Raw genomic sequence first — 16,095 nt, 5'->3', positions numbered from 1 at the left:
GCAGATATCTGGACCCCGCCCTAGCGGTCCGGAGCTTGAACCCCGAACTTCCCCTCCCCATACGAAGTCCGGGGTTTTTTTTGCCTGCGCAAAAGTCACTCCGCGGTTTCTGCGCCCTTGTCGGCCAATTCCATCCAGTCGGCCAGCACGGTGTAGGCTTCTTCCAGGCCCAGGCGCTTTGGCGCCGAGAACAGCTGGATGGTGATGGTGTCACCCCAACCTTTGCGGATTTCCGCCTGCACCTTCAACAGCGTGTTCTTGGCGGCGCCATAGGTCAGTTTGTCGGCTTTGGTCAGCAGGATATGCATCGGCATGCCGCTGGCGACTGCCCAGTCGAGCATCAGCAGGTCGAAGTCGGTCATTGGATGACGGATGTCCATCATCAGAATCAAACCCTTCAAACTCTCCCGGCCACCCAGGTAAGCCTCGAGGTGACGCTGCCAGTGCAGCTTCAGCGGGATAGGTACTTTTGCATAACCGTAGCCCGGAAGGTCGACCAGACGCCGATCATCGTCTAGCTTGAAGAAGTTGAGCAACTGCGTGCGGCCCGGGGTTTTCGAGGTGCGCGCCAGGCTGGCATGGGTCAAGGTGTTCAGGGCGCTGGATTTGCCCGCGTTGGAACGGCCGGCAAAGGCGACTTCAAAGCCCTCGTCATCGGGGCATTGGTCCACTTTGGCGGCGCTGAGCATGAAGGTGGACTGTTGGCACAGGCCGAGGATGGGGTTCTTGAGTTGCATGAGATTTCCGATATGGGCGGTGCCGAAAAAGGGTGCGGCAAGCGGTGTCGTTTCCGTTTCAGTAGCGCCAGTATATAATGCCGCAGATTTTGTGTGTGCTTTGTCCCAGCGAAGGATGAAGTTCACGGGAGCGATAGACCTTTATTGCGCATTAGAACGCAAAACGCTCCCAAACCCTGAAAAGGTCGATGTATGACCAGATGGTTGCTTGCTGTCGGTGTCTTGATGCCGCTTTACGGCGCTCAGGCTACACAGGAACCGGAAGCGGTGTACAACCGAGTTTGCGTGGCTTGCCATGCCGGCCAACTGCCGAACGCCCCGAAGCGGGGTGACCAGGCAGCCTGGGCGCCCAGACTGGCGCAAGGCATGGACACGCTGGTGCAACACGTGACCCAGGGTTTCAAGGCAATGCCGCCGCGTGGTTTGTGCATGGACTGCAGTACCGAGGATTACCAGGCCATCATTGAGTGGATGGTGAGTAAACCCGGTTAGATAACTCTTAAACCCTTAGCCGTAGTTGGATTAGCTGATGAACAAACTGATCGTGAGTCTGCTGTTGACCTTGGGCATCACCGGTGTTGCCCATGCTGCAGGCGACGCTGCTGCGGGTCAGGCGAAAGCCGCCGTGTGTGGTGCTTGCCATGGACCGGATGGTAATAGCCCGGCGCCGAACTTCCCTAAACTGGCCGGCCAGGGTGAGCGTTACCTGACCAAGCAGATGCACGACATCAAGGACGGCAAGCGCACGGTCCTGGAAATGACCGGCTTGCTGACCAACCTCAGCGATCAGGACCTGGCCGATATCGCGGCCTATTTTTCCAGCCAGAAAGGCAGTGTGGGAGCTGCTGATCCGAAGCAAGTGGCCCGTGGCGAAGAACTGTTCCGTGGCGGCAACCTCGACAAAGGCATGCCTTCCTGCATCGGTTGCCACTCGCCTAACGGCGTGGGCAACGCTGCTGCGGGCTTCCCGCATGTGGGTGGCCAGCATGCGCAGTACGTCGCCAAGCAACTGACGGACTTCCGTGAAGGCAATCGTACCAACGACGGCGATACCAAAATCATGCAGAGCATTGCCGCCAAGCTGAGCAACAAGGACATCGAAGCGGTTTCCCAATACATTCAGGGTCTGCACTGATCGAGGGCTGCGTTAACGCTCGATTAATCCGTTGATGCAAGCATAAAAAGGGTGGCCTAGGCCGCCCTTTTTTGTGGCCGGTGCCGTTACACTAACGAACTCATGCCCGCGCAGACCTGTCACAACAAAGGTCGCGTGAGGCGACTTTATTTGTCCAGGAGTAAAGCATGCGTAATCTGATCCTCAGCGCCGCTCTCGTCACCGCCAGCCTCTTCGGCATGACCGCACAAGCCGCCGATGTGCCGCTTGAAGCCGGTAAAACCTACGTGGAATTGGCCAACCCCGTGCCGGTTTCGGTGCCGGGCAAGATCGAAGTGGTGGAGCTGTTCTGGTACGGCTGCCCGCATTGCTACGCCTTCGAGCCAACCATCAACCCATGGGTTGAGAAACTGCCCAAGGACGTGAACTTCAAACGCATCCCTGCCATGTTCGGCGGCCCATGGGATGCCCACGGCCAACTGTTCCTGACCCTGGAAGCCATGGGTGTCGAGCACAAGGTTCACAACGCTGTCTTCGAGGCGATCCAGAAACAAGGCAAGCGCCTGACCAAGCCTGAGGACATGGCTGACTTCGTCGCGACCCAAGGTGTCGACAAGGACAAGTTCCTGGCCACCTTCAATTCCTTCGCCATCAAGGGCCAGATCGAAGCCGCCAAGAAACTCGCCGTGGCTTATGGCGTGCAAGGCGTTCCGACCATGATCGTCAACGGCAAGTACCGTTTCGACCTGGGCACCACCGGCGGTCCTGAAGCGACCCTCAATGTGGCCGACCAGTTGATCGCCAAAGAACGCGCCGCCAAGTAAGGGGCCTGCCATGCGTCGCTGGGGTACCGAACGCGTTGTCGGTCTGCATGACCCGCAGGTCAACGAAGCTCACCTGGAATCCACGGGCCTGCCGGCGGACAGCCGCCTGCGGCTGCTCAGCTTCAATATCCAGGTGGGTATCAGTACCGAGAAGTACCGGCACTACCTCACCCGTGGCTGGCAGCACTTGCTGCCCCACAACGGGCGGGCCGGCAACCTGCAGAAGATCGGCGACCTGTTGGGCGACTTCGACCTGGTCGCCCTGCAGGAAGCCGACGGCGGCAGCATTCGCTCCGGCTACATCAACCAGGTGGAACACCTGGCCCAGTTGGGTGCATTTCCCTACTGGTATCAGCAACTCAATCGCAACCTCGGGCGTCTGGCGCAGCACAGCAACGGCGTGCTCAGCCGCCTGAAGCCATCGGCCATCGAAGATCACCCATTGCCGGGCCCCAAGGGTCGTGGCGCGATCCTCGTGCGTTTTGGCGAAGGTTCGGAAGCCCTGGTGGTGGTGATGATGCACCTGGCGCTTGGGGGGCGGACCCGCAACCTGCAGTTGGCCTACGTGCGTGAGTTGATTGGCGGCTACAAGCATCAGGTGTTGATGGGGGACATGAACACCCATGCCATCGACCTGCTGCAGAATTCCCCGTTGCGTGACCTTGGGTTGCTGGCGCCGCAAGTCGAAGCCACGTTCCCCAGCTGGCGCCCGCAACGCTGTCTTGACCACATCCTGCTCAGTCCGACCCTCACGCTTGAAAGTGTGCAGGTGCTGGCGCAGCCCATCTCCGATCACCTGCCGGTCGCGGTAGAGATTCGTCTGCCGGGTTCGCTCACGGTGGATGCATTGCCCGCGTTGAGCCCCGGCCCTCGCGGACCCCTTGCATGAGCGACGAAGCCCAGCGCTGGAAAGAGAAATACCTTAAAAGCATCGATCAACAAGACAAACTCGAACGCCGCTGGGCCGCCCGCCTCGACCTGCTGCGCCGAGGCTTGGTGCGCAGTACGTTGGCCGCTGAAGGCACCGACCGCGCGGTCGATCAATGCATGAAGGAAATGCGCGACGTGGTGCGCAGCGACGACATGGATGCCGCCCTCGCCGCATTGCTGCCGCGCCTGGAAAAAGCCGTACTGGATTCGGAGCAGCGTCGCGAAACCCGGATTGACCAGATGAGCAGCGCGCTCACGGCCCTGGTTGCGCAGTTGCAGAAACTGCCGCTGCCCCGCGAGGTGGCCCGCCCGTTGAAAACCTTCGCCAAGCAGCTGGATAGCCGCGTGGGCCAGGCGCGCGAGATCCCGCTGTTGCTCAGTGAGTTGAGCAACCTGCAAGGGCAGGCGTTGAATAACCTGGAACCGGACGGCGAAACCCCACGCCCCGGTCCCGGCCTGCTGCAACGTCTGTTTGGCGCCAAGGAAGTTGCGAGTGAGGCGCCGACCGGCGAGCCCGCGCCGCCGCCTTCTGCGCCCTCTGCGCCCGCCGCCGCCGCCAGGCCGGTGCCCGAACCCGTCGCCGAAGCGGCACCGCCGCCCCAGTCCGACGAGTTGGCCCAGGCCCTGCGGGCGTTCGCGCCGTTGCCGCAAGGCTCGGCCCCGCCCCCGCCGGAACCGCCGGAACCGGTGGCAGCGGCCAAGGCGGCCACGGTGGCCACGGCGGCTGAGGTCGTGAGCCCGGTCGTCGCCCCCGAAGCCGCGCCCCAGCCCGTGCCGATCGCCCGGCCCGTCGAAGTGGCGGCGCCTGCCGCGCTTCCAGCAGCGGCGCCAGAACCTGGCGCCGAAAGTGCACTCGCCGCGCTTATCGAACCACCACCGGTTCAGGTCGATGCACCGCAACAAACCGTCATCGGCAGCCTGTCACTGCCGCCGGTGCTGGACGCGCCGGACCCGGACGAGCTGCTGGCGGACGCAATCTACGCCCTGCCCGATTCGCCGGAGCCGTCCTACAGCTCCGTGGCCAAACACATTGAAGACACCTTGCTTGGCCTGCTGGAAGACCTGTCCCTGCCCGAGCGCCACCGGCCCCAGGCCGAAGCCATGCGCGAGCGCCTGGCCCATGGTTTGAACTGGTACGAACTGCTGCCGATCCTCGATGACCTGGCCACGCTGATGCTGGCGATCACCGACAGCGGCCAGCATGAGTTCGAGGCCTACCTCAAGCAGCTCAACGAACGCCTCGAAGCGTTCCAGGGCCATCTGCAGACGGCCAGCGAAGGCTATGCCGACAGTCGCTCGGCCGCCCGCGAGCTGGACACGCAAATCCGCGAACAGGTCGACGGCCTGCAAAGCAGTGTGCAGGGCGCCGCCGACCTGGACAGCCTCAAGCAGGTATTGGAAAGCCACCTTGAAGGCCTGCTCGGCACCATGGACCAGCACCAGCAGCAGCGTGACCTGCGCGAGCAGGAAGTGGCGGAGCGCTTGAAAGGGCTCGCCGAACGCGTCGCCAATATGGAGCAGGAGGCCCAGGGTTATCGCGATCACCTCGAAGTGCAGCGCCAGAAAGCGCTGGTCGATCCGCTTACCGGCTTGCCCAACCGTGCCGCGTGGAGCGAGCGCCTGGACCATGAGGTCAACCTCTGGCATCAGCGCGGCAACAGCCTGTCGCTGGCGATGCTGGACCTCGATCACTTCAAGCGTATCAACGACGGTTACGGGCACCTGGCCGGCGACAAAGTGCTGAAAATCATCGCCAGCGTGCTGCGCAAGCGCCTGCGCCCCGGCGACTTCATTGCGCGCTTCGGCGGCGAAGAGTTTGTGTTGCTGATGCCCGACTCACCCCTGGCGAATGCCCTGAGCGCTGGCGAAGCGCTGCGCGCGGCGATTGAAGTCTGCCCGTTCCACTTCAAGGGCGAGCCGGTGACGATCACGGTGTCGATGGGCGTGGCGCAGTTCCAGCCCGGCGAGCGCAGCGACCTGGCGCTCAAGCGCGCCGACGAGGCGTTGTACCGGGCCAAGGCAGCGGGACGTAACCGGGTGCAGGCGGCCTAAAAGATGTTCCATTTTGTAATTTGACGTTCGGGCCACAAACGGTACGTTACACTGTTGCATTATCGTCTTCAGCGTAACGTTATCCGCCATGAAATCCGTGTACTTCGCCTTTGTGTTCCTCCTGCTCAGCGGCTGCGCCAGCGGCCCGCGCCTGGATACCAGCCACCCTTCGGTCAACCATGACAACCGCGTGCAGTTCGTGGTCGTCCATTACACCTCGACCAACCTCGAACGCTCCCTGGCGCTGCTGACCCATGGTCAGGTCAGCAGCCATTACCTGATCGGCGACGACGCTTCGGGCACCATCTACAAGCTGGTGGATGAAAGCCAGCGCGCCTGGCATGCCGGGGAAAGCGAGTGGATGGGCCGCACCTGGCTGAACTCCAGCTCCATCGGGATCGAGATCGTCAACCCAGGGTTCCGCGACACGCCGACGGGCCGCGTGTGGTACCCGTATTCCGAAGCGCAGGTGAAATCCCTGGAGGTGTTGCTCAAGGACATCAGCACGCGCAACGGCATCGACCCCCGAAACATCATCGGTCACAGCGACATCGCGCCGCTGCGCAAGCTGGACCCGGGGCCGTTGTTCCCATGGAAGCGCCTGGCCGAGAAAGGCCTGGGCGTCTGGCCCGACGCGCAGGCGGTGGCACGCTTCCAGGCGCAGTACGCCACGGACCTGCCGAGCATCACCTGGTTCCAGGAAGCGTTGGCGCACCTGGGCTACCAGACGCCGCAGACTGGTGAGCTGGACGTCGCCACGCGCCATGTGCTCGCCGCGTTCCAGATGCACTTTCGCCCTGCGCTGTTCGATGGTACGCCGGATGCCGAGAGTGCCGCGATCCTGCGTGCCCTCGACCGGCGTTAATCGCTACAGCGGCAACGCCATATAAAACTGCGTGCCCTGCCCCGGCCGCGAATACACGCCCATGCGGCCGCCGTGCAGTTGCACGATCTCCTTGCACAGCGCCAGCCCCAGGCCGGCGCCGCCTTTCTTGCGACCCACCTGCACGAAGGGTTCGAAGATGCGGCCTTGTTGGCCATAGGCGATACCTTCGCCGTTGTCCTCGACGCTGATGATCACCCGCTCGCCATGGCGCCGTGCCTGCAGACGGATCTGCCCGCCCTCGGCGGTATGGCGCAGGGCGTTGCCCAACAGGTTGTCGAGCACGCGTTCCAGTTGCGCCTGGTCGGCATACAGCCGAGGCAGGTCGGGCTGGGCTTCTACCAGCAGTTCGATGTGTTGTGCATTCGCCGGCTCGGCAAAGCGCGCCCGTGCATGCTCCAGCAGGTCGGTGACATCGCACGGGGCCAGGGTGAGTTTCTGCAGGCCGTTCTGGTAGCGCGAAAAGTTGAGCAAGTCGTTGATCAGTTGCATCAGGCGCTGCATTTCTTCATTGACCGTATCCAGCAGGTCCGCTTCACGGGACTCCGCAGGAAACTTCGCGCGTTCGCGGAACAAGCCGAAGGCCATGTGCATACCGGTCACCGGCGTGCGCAGTTCGTGGGAGGCGCGCAACACGAACTCGCTGCGTACCCGTTCAAAGGCGCGCTGTTCGGTGACGTCATGCAGCACCATCACGGCACCGAGGATATGCCCCTGGGTGTGGCTCACCGGCGTCAGGCTGTAGGTCAGCAGGCGCAGTTCGCCCTCGACTTCCACTTCCAGGTCATCCGGCGCGCGCTCCAGGCTGCCGCCACGCAGCACCAGTTGCAGCTGATCGTCCATTTCCGGGCGACCCAGCGCCTCGCCCAGGCCCTGGCCGAGACGTTCCTCGTCCCAGCCCAACTGGCGCTGTGCCACTGGGTTGAGGTGCTCCAGGCGGCCTTGCCGGTCAATCATCAACAGGCCGTCGTCGATACTGTCGAGCACCGCTTGCAGGCGCTGCTGGCCGGCGAGCAACTCATCGATATTGGTTGCCTGATGCTGGCGCAAGGCTTCGGCCATGATGCCGAAGCGTCGGGTCAGCTGGTTCATTTCCGCTGCCGAAGAAATGGGCAGGGTCACTTCAAAATCGCCTTGCCCGATCTTGTCGGCGGCCTTGGCCAGTGCTTCGATCGGCCCGCCAAACCGTCGGGCGATGCCATGGGCGGTAACAAAACCGATGATCAACACTGCGAGGCCAACCAACCCCAGCAGCCCGGCGATCAACAAGGCGCGCTCGCGGGATTTATGTTCGCTGGCGCTGATGTTTTCCAAGGCCTGCTGGTGCTCGGCGATCAGGCCGTTGCGCAGGACATTGAAGGTTTCGGTGATTTTCTCTTTGCTGCCGGGCGGTGGGGACGCTTGTTGAGACTCGTCAAAAGCCGCCAGCAAGCGCTGATAGTCGGCCCGGGCCCGGCTGAAACCGCTGCTGTTCCCGTCGCGCTGTTCATGCGCAATGCCTTGGTCGAGCAGCTCGAAGTAACGCTGTTCGGACGCTTGCAGCGCCTCGGGATTGGGGCGCTGTTCGAGCATCATCATCAACTGATCGCCCAGGCTCTGGCGCAGTTTGAGTCCCAGGTCGAGGGTGATGAAGTTGCTGCGGATCGACGACTCCTGGGTCTTGGCCATCTGCATCACGCTGACCAGGCCCAGGATCAACCCCAGCAGGGCGACGGTGATCAGCGCTGAGATACTCAGGAATAACCGAGTGCGCAATGTCATCGCTAACTTCATAGGGTGCCGCTCACAGGTTGTACTGTTTGCGTTTGCGGTACAGCGTCGACGCGTCGATGCCCAGGGTGCGGGCCGCCTGATCCAGGGTGTCGCTGGTGGCAAGTACCGCGCCGATATGCGCTTTTTCCAGCTCGTCCAGGCTCAACGCTGCACCGATACGGGGGGCATTGTTGGTCGGCTGTTCGGCCATCCCGAGGTGGCTGATTTCGACTTTTTCCTGCGGGCAGATAATGCTCGCGCGCTCCACCACGTTGCGCAGCTCGCGGATATTGCCCGGCCAGCGGTAGTTGAGCAGCGCTTCGCGTGCCTCATCGCTGAAGCCCCGCGCCGGTCGCGCGTATTCCTTGACGAAGCGGGCGAGGAAGCGGTCGGCCAAGGCCAGGATGTCTTCGCTGCGTTCGCGCAACGGCGGCAGGTGCAAGGTGATGACGTTGAGGCGGTACAGCAAGTCTTCGCGGAAGCGGCCGTCGCGCACCATGTCTTCGAGATTCAGGTTGGTGGCCGCGAGGATGCGTACATCGGCGCGCCGGGTGACCGGGTCGCCCACACGCTCGTATTCCTTGTCCTGGATAAAACGCAGCAACTTGGGTTGCAGAGTGAGGGGAAAGTCGCCGATCTCGTCGAGAAACAGCGTGCCGCCATCCGCCTGGTTGACCCGGCCCAAGGTGCTTTCGCTGGCGCCGGTAAAGGCTCCGCGGCTATGGCCGAACAGTTCGCTTTCCATCAGCTCCGCCGTCAGCGACGGGCAGTTGATGGTGACGCAGGATTTCTTCGAGCGCTTGCTCCAGCCATGAATGGCCCGCGCCAGCTCGCCTTTACCGGTGCCGGACTCGCCGAGGATGAGGATGTTGGCGTCAGTCCCGGCCACTTGGCGCGCAGTTTCCAGCACCGCCATCATCGCCGGGCTGTGGGAGTCGAGACCGTCTTTCGGTTGGCGCACTTCGCCTTCCAGTGCTTCCAGGCGCGCGGAGAGCTGGCGCACTTCCAGCTGTTTGGCGGTGGCCAGGCGCAGCTGGTCGGGGCTGCACGGTTTGACCAGATAATCAGCCGCGCCGGCCTGGATGGCATCCACCGCGGTGTCGACGGCGGAATGCGCGGTCACAATCACCACGCGCATCCACGGCGCCTGGATACGCATCTGCGCCAACACATCCAGGCCGTTGTCCTCGCCCAGGCGCAGGTCGAGGAAGCACAGGTCGAACACCTGGCGTTGCATCAAGGCATCGGCCTGGGCGGCGCTGTTGGCGGTGGCTACGGTGTAGCCCTCATCTTCCAGGCAATAACGGAAGGTACGAAGGATTGCGGATTCGTCGTCCACCAAAAGAATGCGGCCTTGAAGTTCCTTGGCTGATTCCATCTGTCCCGCGCTCCTTAATATGAATGATGGTGTTTAGTCCCGGAATAATCGGGCAAGTTGCATGGTTCATTCTGATCGATAAAACGCAACGTCGTGCAGCTATCTGCCTGCATTCCTACAAAGCCTGCGCCCAATGGCGTTTTCATGCCTTCTTGCCACTTCGGCAACGCGCGATTGGTTTTCTATCCGTCGATCCGACCGCTGGCGATCGTGCATTTCGCACGGCGCCCAGGCGGCCATCGTGCAGGATGCTGGGCTTTGCTCCGGTCGCATATATCTAACTGATTGATTTGGTTGAATATTATTTTGTAAAAAAACTGGCATGCGCTCTGCAATAGCTCTCCTAACGAATAATCAAAATGCGGGAGAAAGCAGCATGACTCGCCCAAGCCTCAGCTCACTGCATGTATCGCCACTGCGCTTGCAACAAGGCCTGTTCGCCAGCCTGGCCTTGATGGTCACGTTGATTGGCGGCCAGCAGTTGCAGCATTGGCAGCAGAGTCAGCATCAAACCCCGCATTTCGAACGTCCGGCGATGACCCAGACCCACTTTCGTTCCATTGATAGCCGTTCCGTTGGCAGCGTTTCTGCCGATGTAACCGTTCCCCAACTGCGGATGGTTGACCAGGCGTCTGCCCTGAATGAACTGCCATCCCAGGAACGTTGGGTGTTCTAGGCAATAAAAGGTCGCTTGAGTTGAGCGATTGCACGGCAGTACCGCTGTCACCCCCTATAAAAGCGTAAGGAGAATCACCATGTTGAGTTGGGCAATCACATTTCTGATCATCGCCATTGTGGCTGCAGTCCTGGGCTTCGGTGGTATCGCGGGCACCGCCACGGGTATCGCCAAGATCCTGTTTGTGGTCTTCCTGGTGATGTTCATCGCTTCGTTCTTCTTTGGTCGTCGTGGCCGAGGCTGAATATGACCCGTTTGTCCCTCAAAACCATGGCTGCCGTCCTGCTCCTGGGCGGCAGCGGCTTGGCGATGGCCGCTCACGACGGCCAGAGCCGCGCCAACGAATTGCTCGGCGCGGACCCGCAGTACCGTGAAACCTGGCAAAGCGTGGTGAAGAAAGAAGAGCGCCTGCCAGAATGGGTCATGAACCTGTCTGGCGCCGCCGAGCAAATGAATGCCGTCGAAGAAGGTGGCGACAAGTACTTGCTCGGGCCGCTCTGCGAAACCGCAGACACCTGCCGAAACAAGCGCCTGATCGTCGCCTTCAGTTACGACAAGGAAGATGCCTACGCCATGTTGGTGGAAGTCCCGGCCGGCCTGCCGGCGGACAAGTCCCCGACCCGGCACGCCGATTACCGGTTTATCGGTAAGCCGGACGCAGGCATGCAAAAACTGCTGATGGAGCAGCTTAAGAACGATCCGAATTGGTACTAGGTTCCGTCTGATGCATTTGTCGTCTACGGGACTGGCGTCCATAGAAAGAAGCCTGCGCGCTTCTTTCTGTTTGCATCGCTCGCCAAGGGTGATGCATGACCAGGGGGCCGGGTTGCTCTGATCCTTCGCGATCGGCGCGACCTACGGGGACAGGGAGTGCCTGCGCAAGGGCCGGGTCAGGTGAAAAGCTGCGCCGCAAGTCCACCCGCTCTCGAGCTTGCTGGATTTGCGGCGCGCTTATGACGTTCACCCCCGCCTCTTATGCCGCTCATAGCCGAGAGTCTTCTTTTCGCCCGAGCCCAATCATTACTGGGTATGTCGGGGCGACCATCTATCGAGAAAATTTTGCCTGCGCTATAGGACATTTCAGACAACAGGCCCCTGAATACACAGGCATTTTCGCGAATGCCCTGAGGTCTCCTGAATCTCTGAGCGAGCCTGATTTGACCGGTTCACGGCATATTCACCGGGCAACATGTCGCATTTGAACTGACCGTTCGGACAGTTATTCTTAAAAAAAGCCATGCCGATTCGGCATGGGGTAGGCGTTTACGGCATTAGACGTCGCCCCCTTGCATGGGAATAGTTGCGCCTTTTTTCGCCTGCCAGTAAGCCATTTCGGCCATGCGGCGATGACTTTCTACGGAGGCAGATGCACACACTTTTTCGCTTCCGAGCGTTGCAGCTGGCGCATTTGCCTTAAGTTCACTTGAAGTAAGGGTAATGACATGAAGAAGGCAAAGCTAAGCCTCGCCTGGCAGATCCTCATCGGTTTGGTGCTGGGTATCGCAATCGGTGCCGTGCTCAACCATTTCAGTGCTGAAAAGGCCTGGTGGATCAGCAATGTGCTGCAGCCAGCGGGCGATATCTTTATCCGCCTGATCAAGATGATCGTGATCCCGATTGTGATTTCTTCGCTGATCGTCGGCATTGCCGGTGTCGGTGACGCGAAAAAGCTCGGGCGCATCGGTGTCAAAACCATCCTTTACTTCGAAATCGTCACCACCATCGCCATCGTGGTCGGCCTGTTGCTGGCCAACGTGTTCCACCCCGGTACGGGCATCGACATGAGTACCCTGGGTACCGTGGACATCTCCAAGTACCAGGCGACCGCGGCGGAAGTGCAGCATGAGCATGCGTTCGTCCAGACCATCCTCAACCTGATCCCGTCGAACATCTTTGCCGCCGTCGCGCGTGGCGAGATGCTGCCGATCATCTTCTTCTCCGTGCTGTTCGGCCTGGGCCTGTCGAGCCTCAAGCCTGAGCTGCGCGAACCGTTGGTGACGATGTTCCAGGGCGTGTCCGAGAGCATGTTCAAAGTCACCCACATGATCATGAAGTACGCGCCTATCGGTGTGTTCGCGCTGATCGCGGTGACCGTCGCCAACTTCGGCTTCGCTTCCCTGCTGCCACTGGCCAAGCTGGTGATTCTGGTTTACGTCGCCATCCTGTTCTTCGCCTTTGTGGTCCTGGGCCTGATCGCACGCCTGTTCGGCTTCTCGGTGATCAAGCTGATGCGTATCTTCAAGGATGAGCTGGTGCTGGCCTACTCCACCGCCAGTTCGGAAACCGTGCTGCCGCGTGTGATCGAGAAGATGGAAGCCTACGGCGCGCCGAAGGCGATCTGCAGCTTCGTGGTGCCGACCGGTTATTCGTTCAACCTCGATGGTTCGACCCTGTACCAGAGCATCGCGGCGATCTTTATCGCGCAGCTGTATGGCATTGATTTGTCGGTCGGCCAGCAACTGATGCTGGTGTTGACGCTGATGGTCACCTCCAAGGGCATCGCCGGTGTGCCGGGTGTGTCCTTCGTGGTGTTGCTGGCGACGCTGGGCAGCGTGGGCATTCCCTTGGAAGGCCTGGCATTCATTGCCGGCGTCGACCGAATCATGGACATGGCGCGTACCGCGCTCAACGTGATCGGCAACGCCCTGGCGGTACTGGTCATCTCCCGTTGGGAAGGCATGTACGACGATGCCAAGGGCGAGCGCTACTGGAACTCCCTGCCGCACTGGCGCACCAAGCAAGTGCTGCCGGTCGGCGAGACCAGCCGCGGCTGAGGCCAGCCTGATGCGAACAAACCCCGGGAAATCCGGGGTTTGTCGTTTCTGCCAGCCCCGCTATCATTCGCCCCATCTTTCGGGGGATTCAACTGATGCTCAATGGCCTGTGGCTTGGCTTCTTTGTCGTGGCAATGGTGTCAGCACTGGCGCAATGGCTGGTGGGCGGTAACGCCGGGATTTTTGCGGCGATGGTGGAAAGCATTTTCGCCATGGCCAAATTGTCGGTGGAGGTCATGGTGTTGCTGTTCGGCACCCTGACGTTATGGCTGGGGTTTTTGCGCATCGCCGAAAAGGCCGGGATCGTCAATTGGTTGGCCAAGGCCCTGGGCCCCCTGTTCCGCCGGCTGATGCCGGAAGTGCCGGCCGGCCACCCGGCCATCGGCCTGATCACCCTCAACTTCGCCGCCAACGGCCTGGGCCTGGACAACGCCGCCACGCCCATCGGCCTGAAAGCCATGAAGGCGTTGCAGGAACTCAACCCGATCCCCAATACCGCGAGTAACGCGCAGATTCTGTTCCTGGTGCTCAACGCGTCCTCGTTGACGCTGTTGCCGGTGACCATCTTCATGTACCGCGCCCAGCAAGGCGCGGCCGACCCGACGCTGGTGTTCCTGCCGATCCTGCTGGCCACCAGCGCGTCGACCCTGACGGGCTTGCTCTCGGTGGCGGTGATGCAGCGCCTGCGGCTGTGGGACCCGGTGGTGCTGGCCTATTTGATACCAGGCGCACTGCTGCTGGGCGGCTTCATGGCATTGCTGGCGACCTTGTCCGCCACGGCGCTGGCCGGGCTGTCGTCGATCCTCGGCAACCTGACGCTGTTTGGTCTGATCATGCTGTTCCTGCTGGTCGGCGCGTTGCGCAAGGTGAAGGTGTACGAGGCGTTTGTCGAAGGGGCCAAAGAAGGCTTCGACGTCGCCAAGAACCTGCTGCCATACCTGGTGGCGATGCTTTGCGCGGTGGGCGTGTTGCGTGCGTCCGGCGCGCTGGACTTTGGCCTGGAAGGCATTCGTCATGTGGTGGCCTGGACCGGCCTGGACACGCGCTTCGTCGACGCGCTGCCGACCGCGATGGTCAAGCCGTTCTCCGGCAGTGCCGCACGGGCGATGTTGATCGAGACCATGCAGACCCAGGGCGTCGACAGCTTCCCGGCGTTGGTGGCGGCGACGGTTCAGGGCAGTACCGAGACCACCTTCTATGTGTTGGCGGTGTATTTCGGCTCGGTGGGCATTCAGCGGGCAAGGCATGCGGTGGGTTGTGCATTGCTCGCGGAGTTTGCTGGTGTGGTGGCGGCGATTGCGGTGTGCTACTGGTTCTTTGGTTAAGGCTTAGAGGGCTATCGGGAGCAAGCTCCCTCCCACATTTAACCGTATTCATCCTGACAAAACGCGGTTAAATGTGGGAGGGGGCTTGCCCCCGATGAGGCCCTCAGCGTTTCGGCGCAGTGTTGCCCTGCGCCACCACCCAATCCACCACCTGCTTGTTCAACTGATCCCCCGCCTGCCCAAACCCGGCCACCACCGCCGGCACTTTGCTGTCGCCGACTGGCTGGCGCACTTCAAACCGGCGGCTGGCAATGATCCGCTGATCGCTGCCGCGCACCAGCCGCGCATCCAGGCGGATCACCACCTCCACCGCGTTGCCGCGGTATTCGCTCTGGAACGCCTGTAATTGCCCGCCCAACTCGTAGTCGGCCTGCAGGTTGGTCTCGTCGCTGCTCAGCAGTGTCACCCGGCCATCGCGCTGGAAGCCATCCATGAAGCGGTTACGCAGCAGCACCGGCGCCGGGTCGCTCCAGCGTGAGTTGGCGTAGCTGCTGATCAGATCACCCTGGGGCACCACGGCAATGCGCGAGCTGTCGAGGAACTCGCTGGTCTGCGGCTTGGTCACGCGCAGCGACCAGGCTACCGGCGCCGCTTGGGTGGTCGCCGGGGCCGAGGCCAGGCGATAGACGTCGGACGGGTTGGGGCTGGGCAGGATCGAGCACGCGCTGACCAGCGCCAGGGCCACGGGGGCGATCAGTTGGTAAGCACGCTTCATGGCGTGAACTCCTTGTTCTTGTCGCTGCCCAGCAGGTAACCGCTGGGGTTGGCTTCCAGGCGGCGGGAGATGGCGCGCAGCGAACCGAGGGTTTCGCGCAGTTCGCGCACGGTCGGCGCCAGTTCGTTGAGGCCCTGCATGCCGCTGTTCACCGAGTCCTTGTTATCGGTCAGCAAGGTATTGATGGTCGCGGTGCTTTGCTCAAGGGATTTCATCGCTTGTTCGGCGCTGCCGAAGACCTGCTTGCCTTGATCGTTGAGCAGGCCGTTGGCATTGCGCATCAGCGCAGTGGTCTGCTCCAGGGCGGCACCGGCCTGCTTGCTGACCTGCATCAGTTGCTGCATCACCACCTTGATATCACCGCGCTGTTCGGCAATCGCGCCGGTGGTTTGTTCCAGGTGGTCCAGGGTGTTGCTGATGCGCTCGACATTCTGCGCGGAGAACATTTCGTTGGCGTTGTGCAGCAGCAGGTTGATGCTGGTCATCAGGTCGTTGCTGTTGGTCAGCAACCGCGCGATTGGCGATGGCGAGGCAATGATCTCCGGCAGGTTGCCGTCCTTGCCCTTGAGTTTCGGGCTTTGCGGTGTGCCGCCGCTGAGCTGGATGATCGATGTGCCAGTGATGCCGGTCAGCGCCAGTTTGGCCTGGGTGTCTTCCTTGATCGGCGTCTGCCCGGAGAGGCGGATGCGCGCGAGCACGCGGCGCGGGTCTTTGGGGTCCAGGCGCAGGCTGATGACATCGCCCACCTTGATCCCGCTGTACTGCACCGAGCTGCCCTGGGACAGGCCGCTGACCGCCTCGTTGAAAATCACTTCGTAATCCTGGAACGCGGTGTCGACGCTGGACTTGGCCAGCCACAGGCCGAACAGCATCGCGCCGACTACCACAATCACGCTGAACAGACCGATCATCACATGATGGGCTCGGGTTTCCAT

General features: G+C 61.6%; 16 protein-coding genes. 11 read left to right on the top strand and 5 right to left on the bottom strand.

Going from position 1 to position 16,095, the window contains the following annotated elements:
* Window positions 1–95: 95 nt before the first annotated feature.
* Window positions 96–737 carry a ribosome biogenesis GTP-binding protein YihA/YsxC gene (gene yihA, locus ACVWZP_RS20180; RefSeq protein WP_017849027.1) on the bottom strand — a complete coding sequence of 214 codons (642 nt, stop codon included), beginning with the start codon at window positions 735–737 and terminating at the stop codon, window positions 96–98.
* Window positions 738–929: 192 nt separating this feature from the next.
* On the opposite strand from yihA, the gene ACVWZP_RS20175 reads away from it, so the two are divergent.
* From ACVWZP_RS20175 to ACVWZP_RS20150, 6 genes are all read left to right on the top strand, one after another.
* On the top strand, window positions 930–1,229 hold the full coding sequence (locus ACVWZP_RS20175) for a c-type cytochrome (protein WP_017849028.1): 300 nt from the start codon (window positions 930–932) through the stop codon (window positions 1,227–1,229).
* Between the two features lie 37 nt (window positions 1,230–1,266).
* Window positions 1,267–1,872, top strand: coding sequence for a c-type cytochrome (locus ACVWZP_RS20170; protein WP_017849029.1), 606 nt, complete (start codon window positions 1,267–1,269; stop codon window positions 1,870–1,872).
* 167 nt (window positions 1,873–2,039) lie between these two features.
* Window positions 2,040–2,675, top strand: a complete 636-nt coding sequence (gene dsbA, locus ACVWZP_RS20165; protein ID WP_017849030.1) for a thiol:disulfide interchange protein DsbA — start codon at window positions 2,040–2,042, stop codon at window positions 2,673–2,675.
* A 10-nt stretch (window positions 2,676–2,685) separates the two neighbouring features.
* On the top strand, window positions 2,686–3,564 hold the full coding sequence (locus tag ACVWZP_RS20160; protein WP_046381537.1) for an endonuclease/exonuclease/phosphatase family protein: 879 nt from the start codon (window positions 2,686–2,688) through the stop codon (window positions 3,562–3,564).
* Window positions 3,561–5,657 (top strand): GGDEF domain-containing protein, encoded by a 2,097-nt coding sequence (locus ACVWZP_RS20155; protein WP_457370096.1) that lies wholly within the window; start codon window positions 3,561–3,563, stop codon window positions 5,655–5,657. Before ACVWZP_RS20160 ends, ACVWZP_RS20155 begins: the two co-directional genes overlap by 4 nt.
* 88 nt (window positions 5,658–5,745) lie before the next feature.
* Window positions 5,746–6,522 carry an N-acetylmuramoyl-L-alanine amidase gene (locus ACVWZP_RS20150; RefSeq protein WP_017849033.1) on the top strand — a complete coding sequence of 259 codons (777 nt, stop codon included), beginning with the start codon at window positions 5,746–5,748 and terminating at the stop codon, window positions 6,520–6,522.
* A gap of 3 nt (window positions 6,523–6,525) precedes the next feature.
* Here the strand turns inward: ACVWZP_RS20150 and ACVWZP_RS20145 are convergent, their stop codons facing one another.
* Window positions 6,526–8,313: an ATP-binding protein gene (locus tag ACVWZP_RS20145; protein WP_457370095.1), complete on the bottom strand. Its 1,788-nt coding sequence runs from the start codon at window positions 8,311–8,313 to the stop codon at window positions 6,526–6,528.
* Between the two features lie 10 nt (window positions 8,314–8,323).
* Entirely contained in the window at window positions 8,324–9,670 is a 1,347-nt protein-coding gene (gene algB, locus ACVWZP_RS20140) for a sigma-54-dependent response regulator transcription factor AlgB (protein ID WP_017849035.1), read from the bottom strand.
* Window positions 9,671–10,046: 376 nt separating this feature from the next.
* Here algB and ACVWZP_RS20135 point away from each other — a divergent pair, with 376 nt between their 5' ends.
* From ACVWZP_RS20135 to ACVWZP_RS20115, 5 genes are all read left to right on the top strand, one after another.
* On the top strand, window positions 10,047–10,346 hold the full coding sequence (locus ACVWZP_RS20135) for a hypothetical protein (protein WP_457370094.1): 300 nt from the start codon (window positions 10,047–10,049) through the stop codon (window positions 10,344–10,346).
* Between the two features lie 79 nt (window positions 10,347–10,425).
* Window positions 10,426–10,590 carry a DUF1328 domain-containing protein gene (locus ACVWZP_RS20130; RefSeq protein WP_003170804.1) on the top strand — a complete coding sequence of 55 codons (165 nt, stop codon included), beginning with the start codon at window positions 10,426–10,428 and terminating at the stop codon, window positions 10,588–10,590.
* Window positions 10,591–10,592: 2 nt separating this feature from the next.
* Window positions 10,593–11,060: an inhibitor of vertebrate lysozyme family protein gene (locus ACVWZP_RS20125; protein WP_457370093.1), complete on the top strand. Its 468-nt coding sequence runs from the start codon at window positions 10,593–10,595 to the stop codon at window positions 11,058–11,060.
* A 728-nt stretch (window positions 11,061–11,788) separates the two neighbouring features.
* A complete protein-coding gene (gltP, locus tag ACVWZP_RS20120) occupies window positions 11,789–13,120 on the top strand; it encodes a glutamate/aspartate:proton symporter GltP (RefSeq protein ID WP_457370092.1) in 1,332 nt (443 codons plus the stop codon).
* 95 nt (window positions 13,121–13,215) lie between these two features.
* Window positions 13,216–14,445, top strand: a complete 1,230-nt coding sequence (locus ACVWZP_RS20115; RefSeq protein ID WP_017849039.1) for a nucleoside recognition domain-containing protein — start codon at window positions 13,216–13,218, stop codon at window positions 14,443–14,445.
* A gap of 103 nt (window positions 14,446–14,548) precedes the next feature.
* Here the strand turns inward: ACVWZP_RS20115 and ACVWZP_RS20110 are convergent, their stop codons facing one another.
* Window positions 14,549–15,160 (bottom strand): ABC-type transport auxiliary lipoprotein family protein, encoded by a 612-nt coding sequence (locus tag ACVWZP_RS20110; RefSeq protein WP_288076627.1) that lies wholly within the window; start codon window positions 15,158–15,160, stop codon window positions 14,549–14,551.
* On the bottom strand, window positions 15,157–16,095 hold the full coding sequence (locus tag ACVWZP_RS20105) for an MlaD family protein (RefSeq protein ID WP_457370091.1): 939 nt from the start codon (window positions 16,093–16,095) through the stop codon (window positions 15,157–15,159). The genes ACVWZP_RS20110 and ACVWZP_RS20105 overlap by 4 nt, the downstream gene beginning before the upstream one ends.

Source organism: Pseudomonas sp. TE36184 (assembly GCF_054060055.1).
Note: the sequence above shows the minus strand (reverse complement) of the source record. Positions and strands in the feature narration are given on the sequence as shown.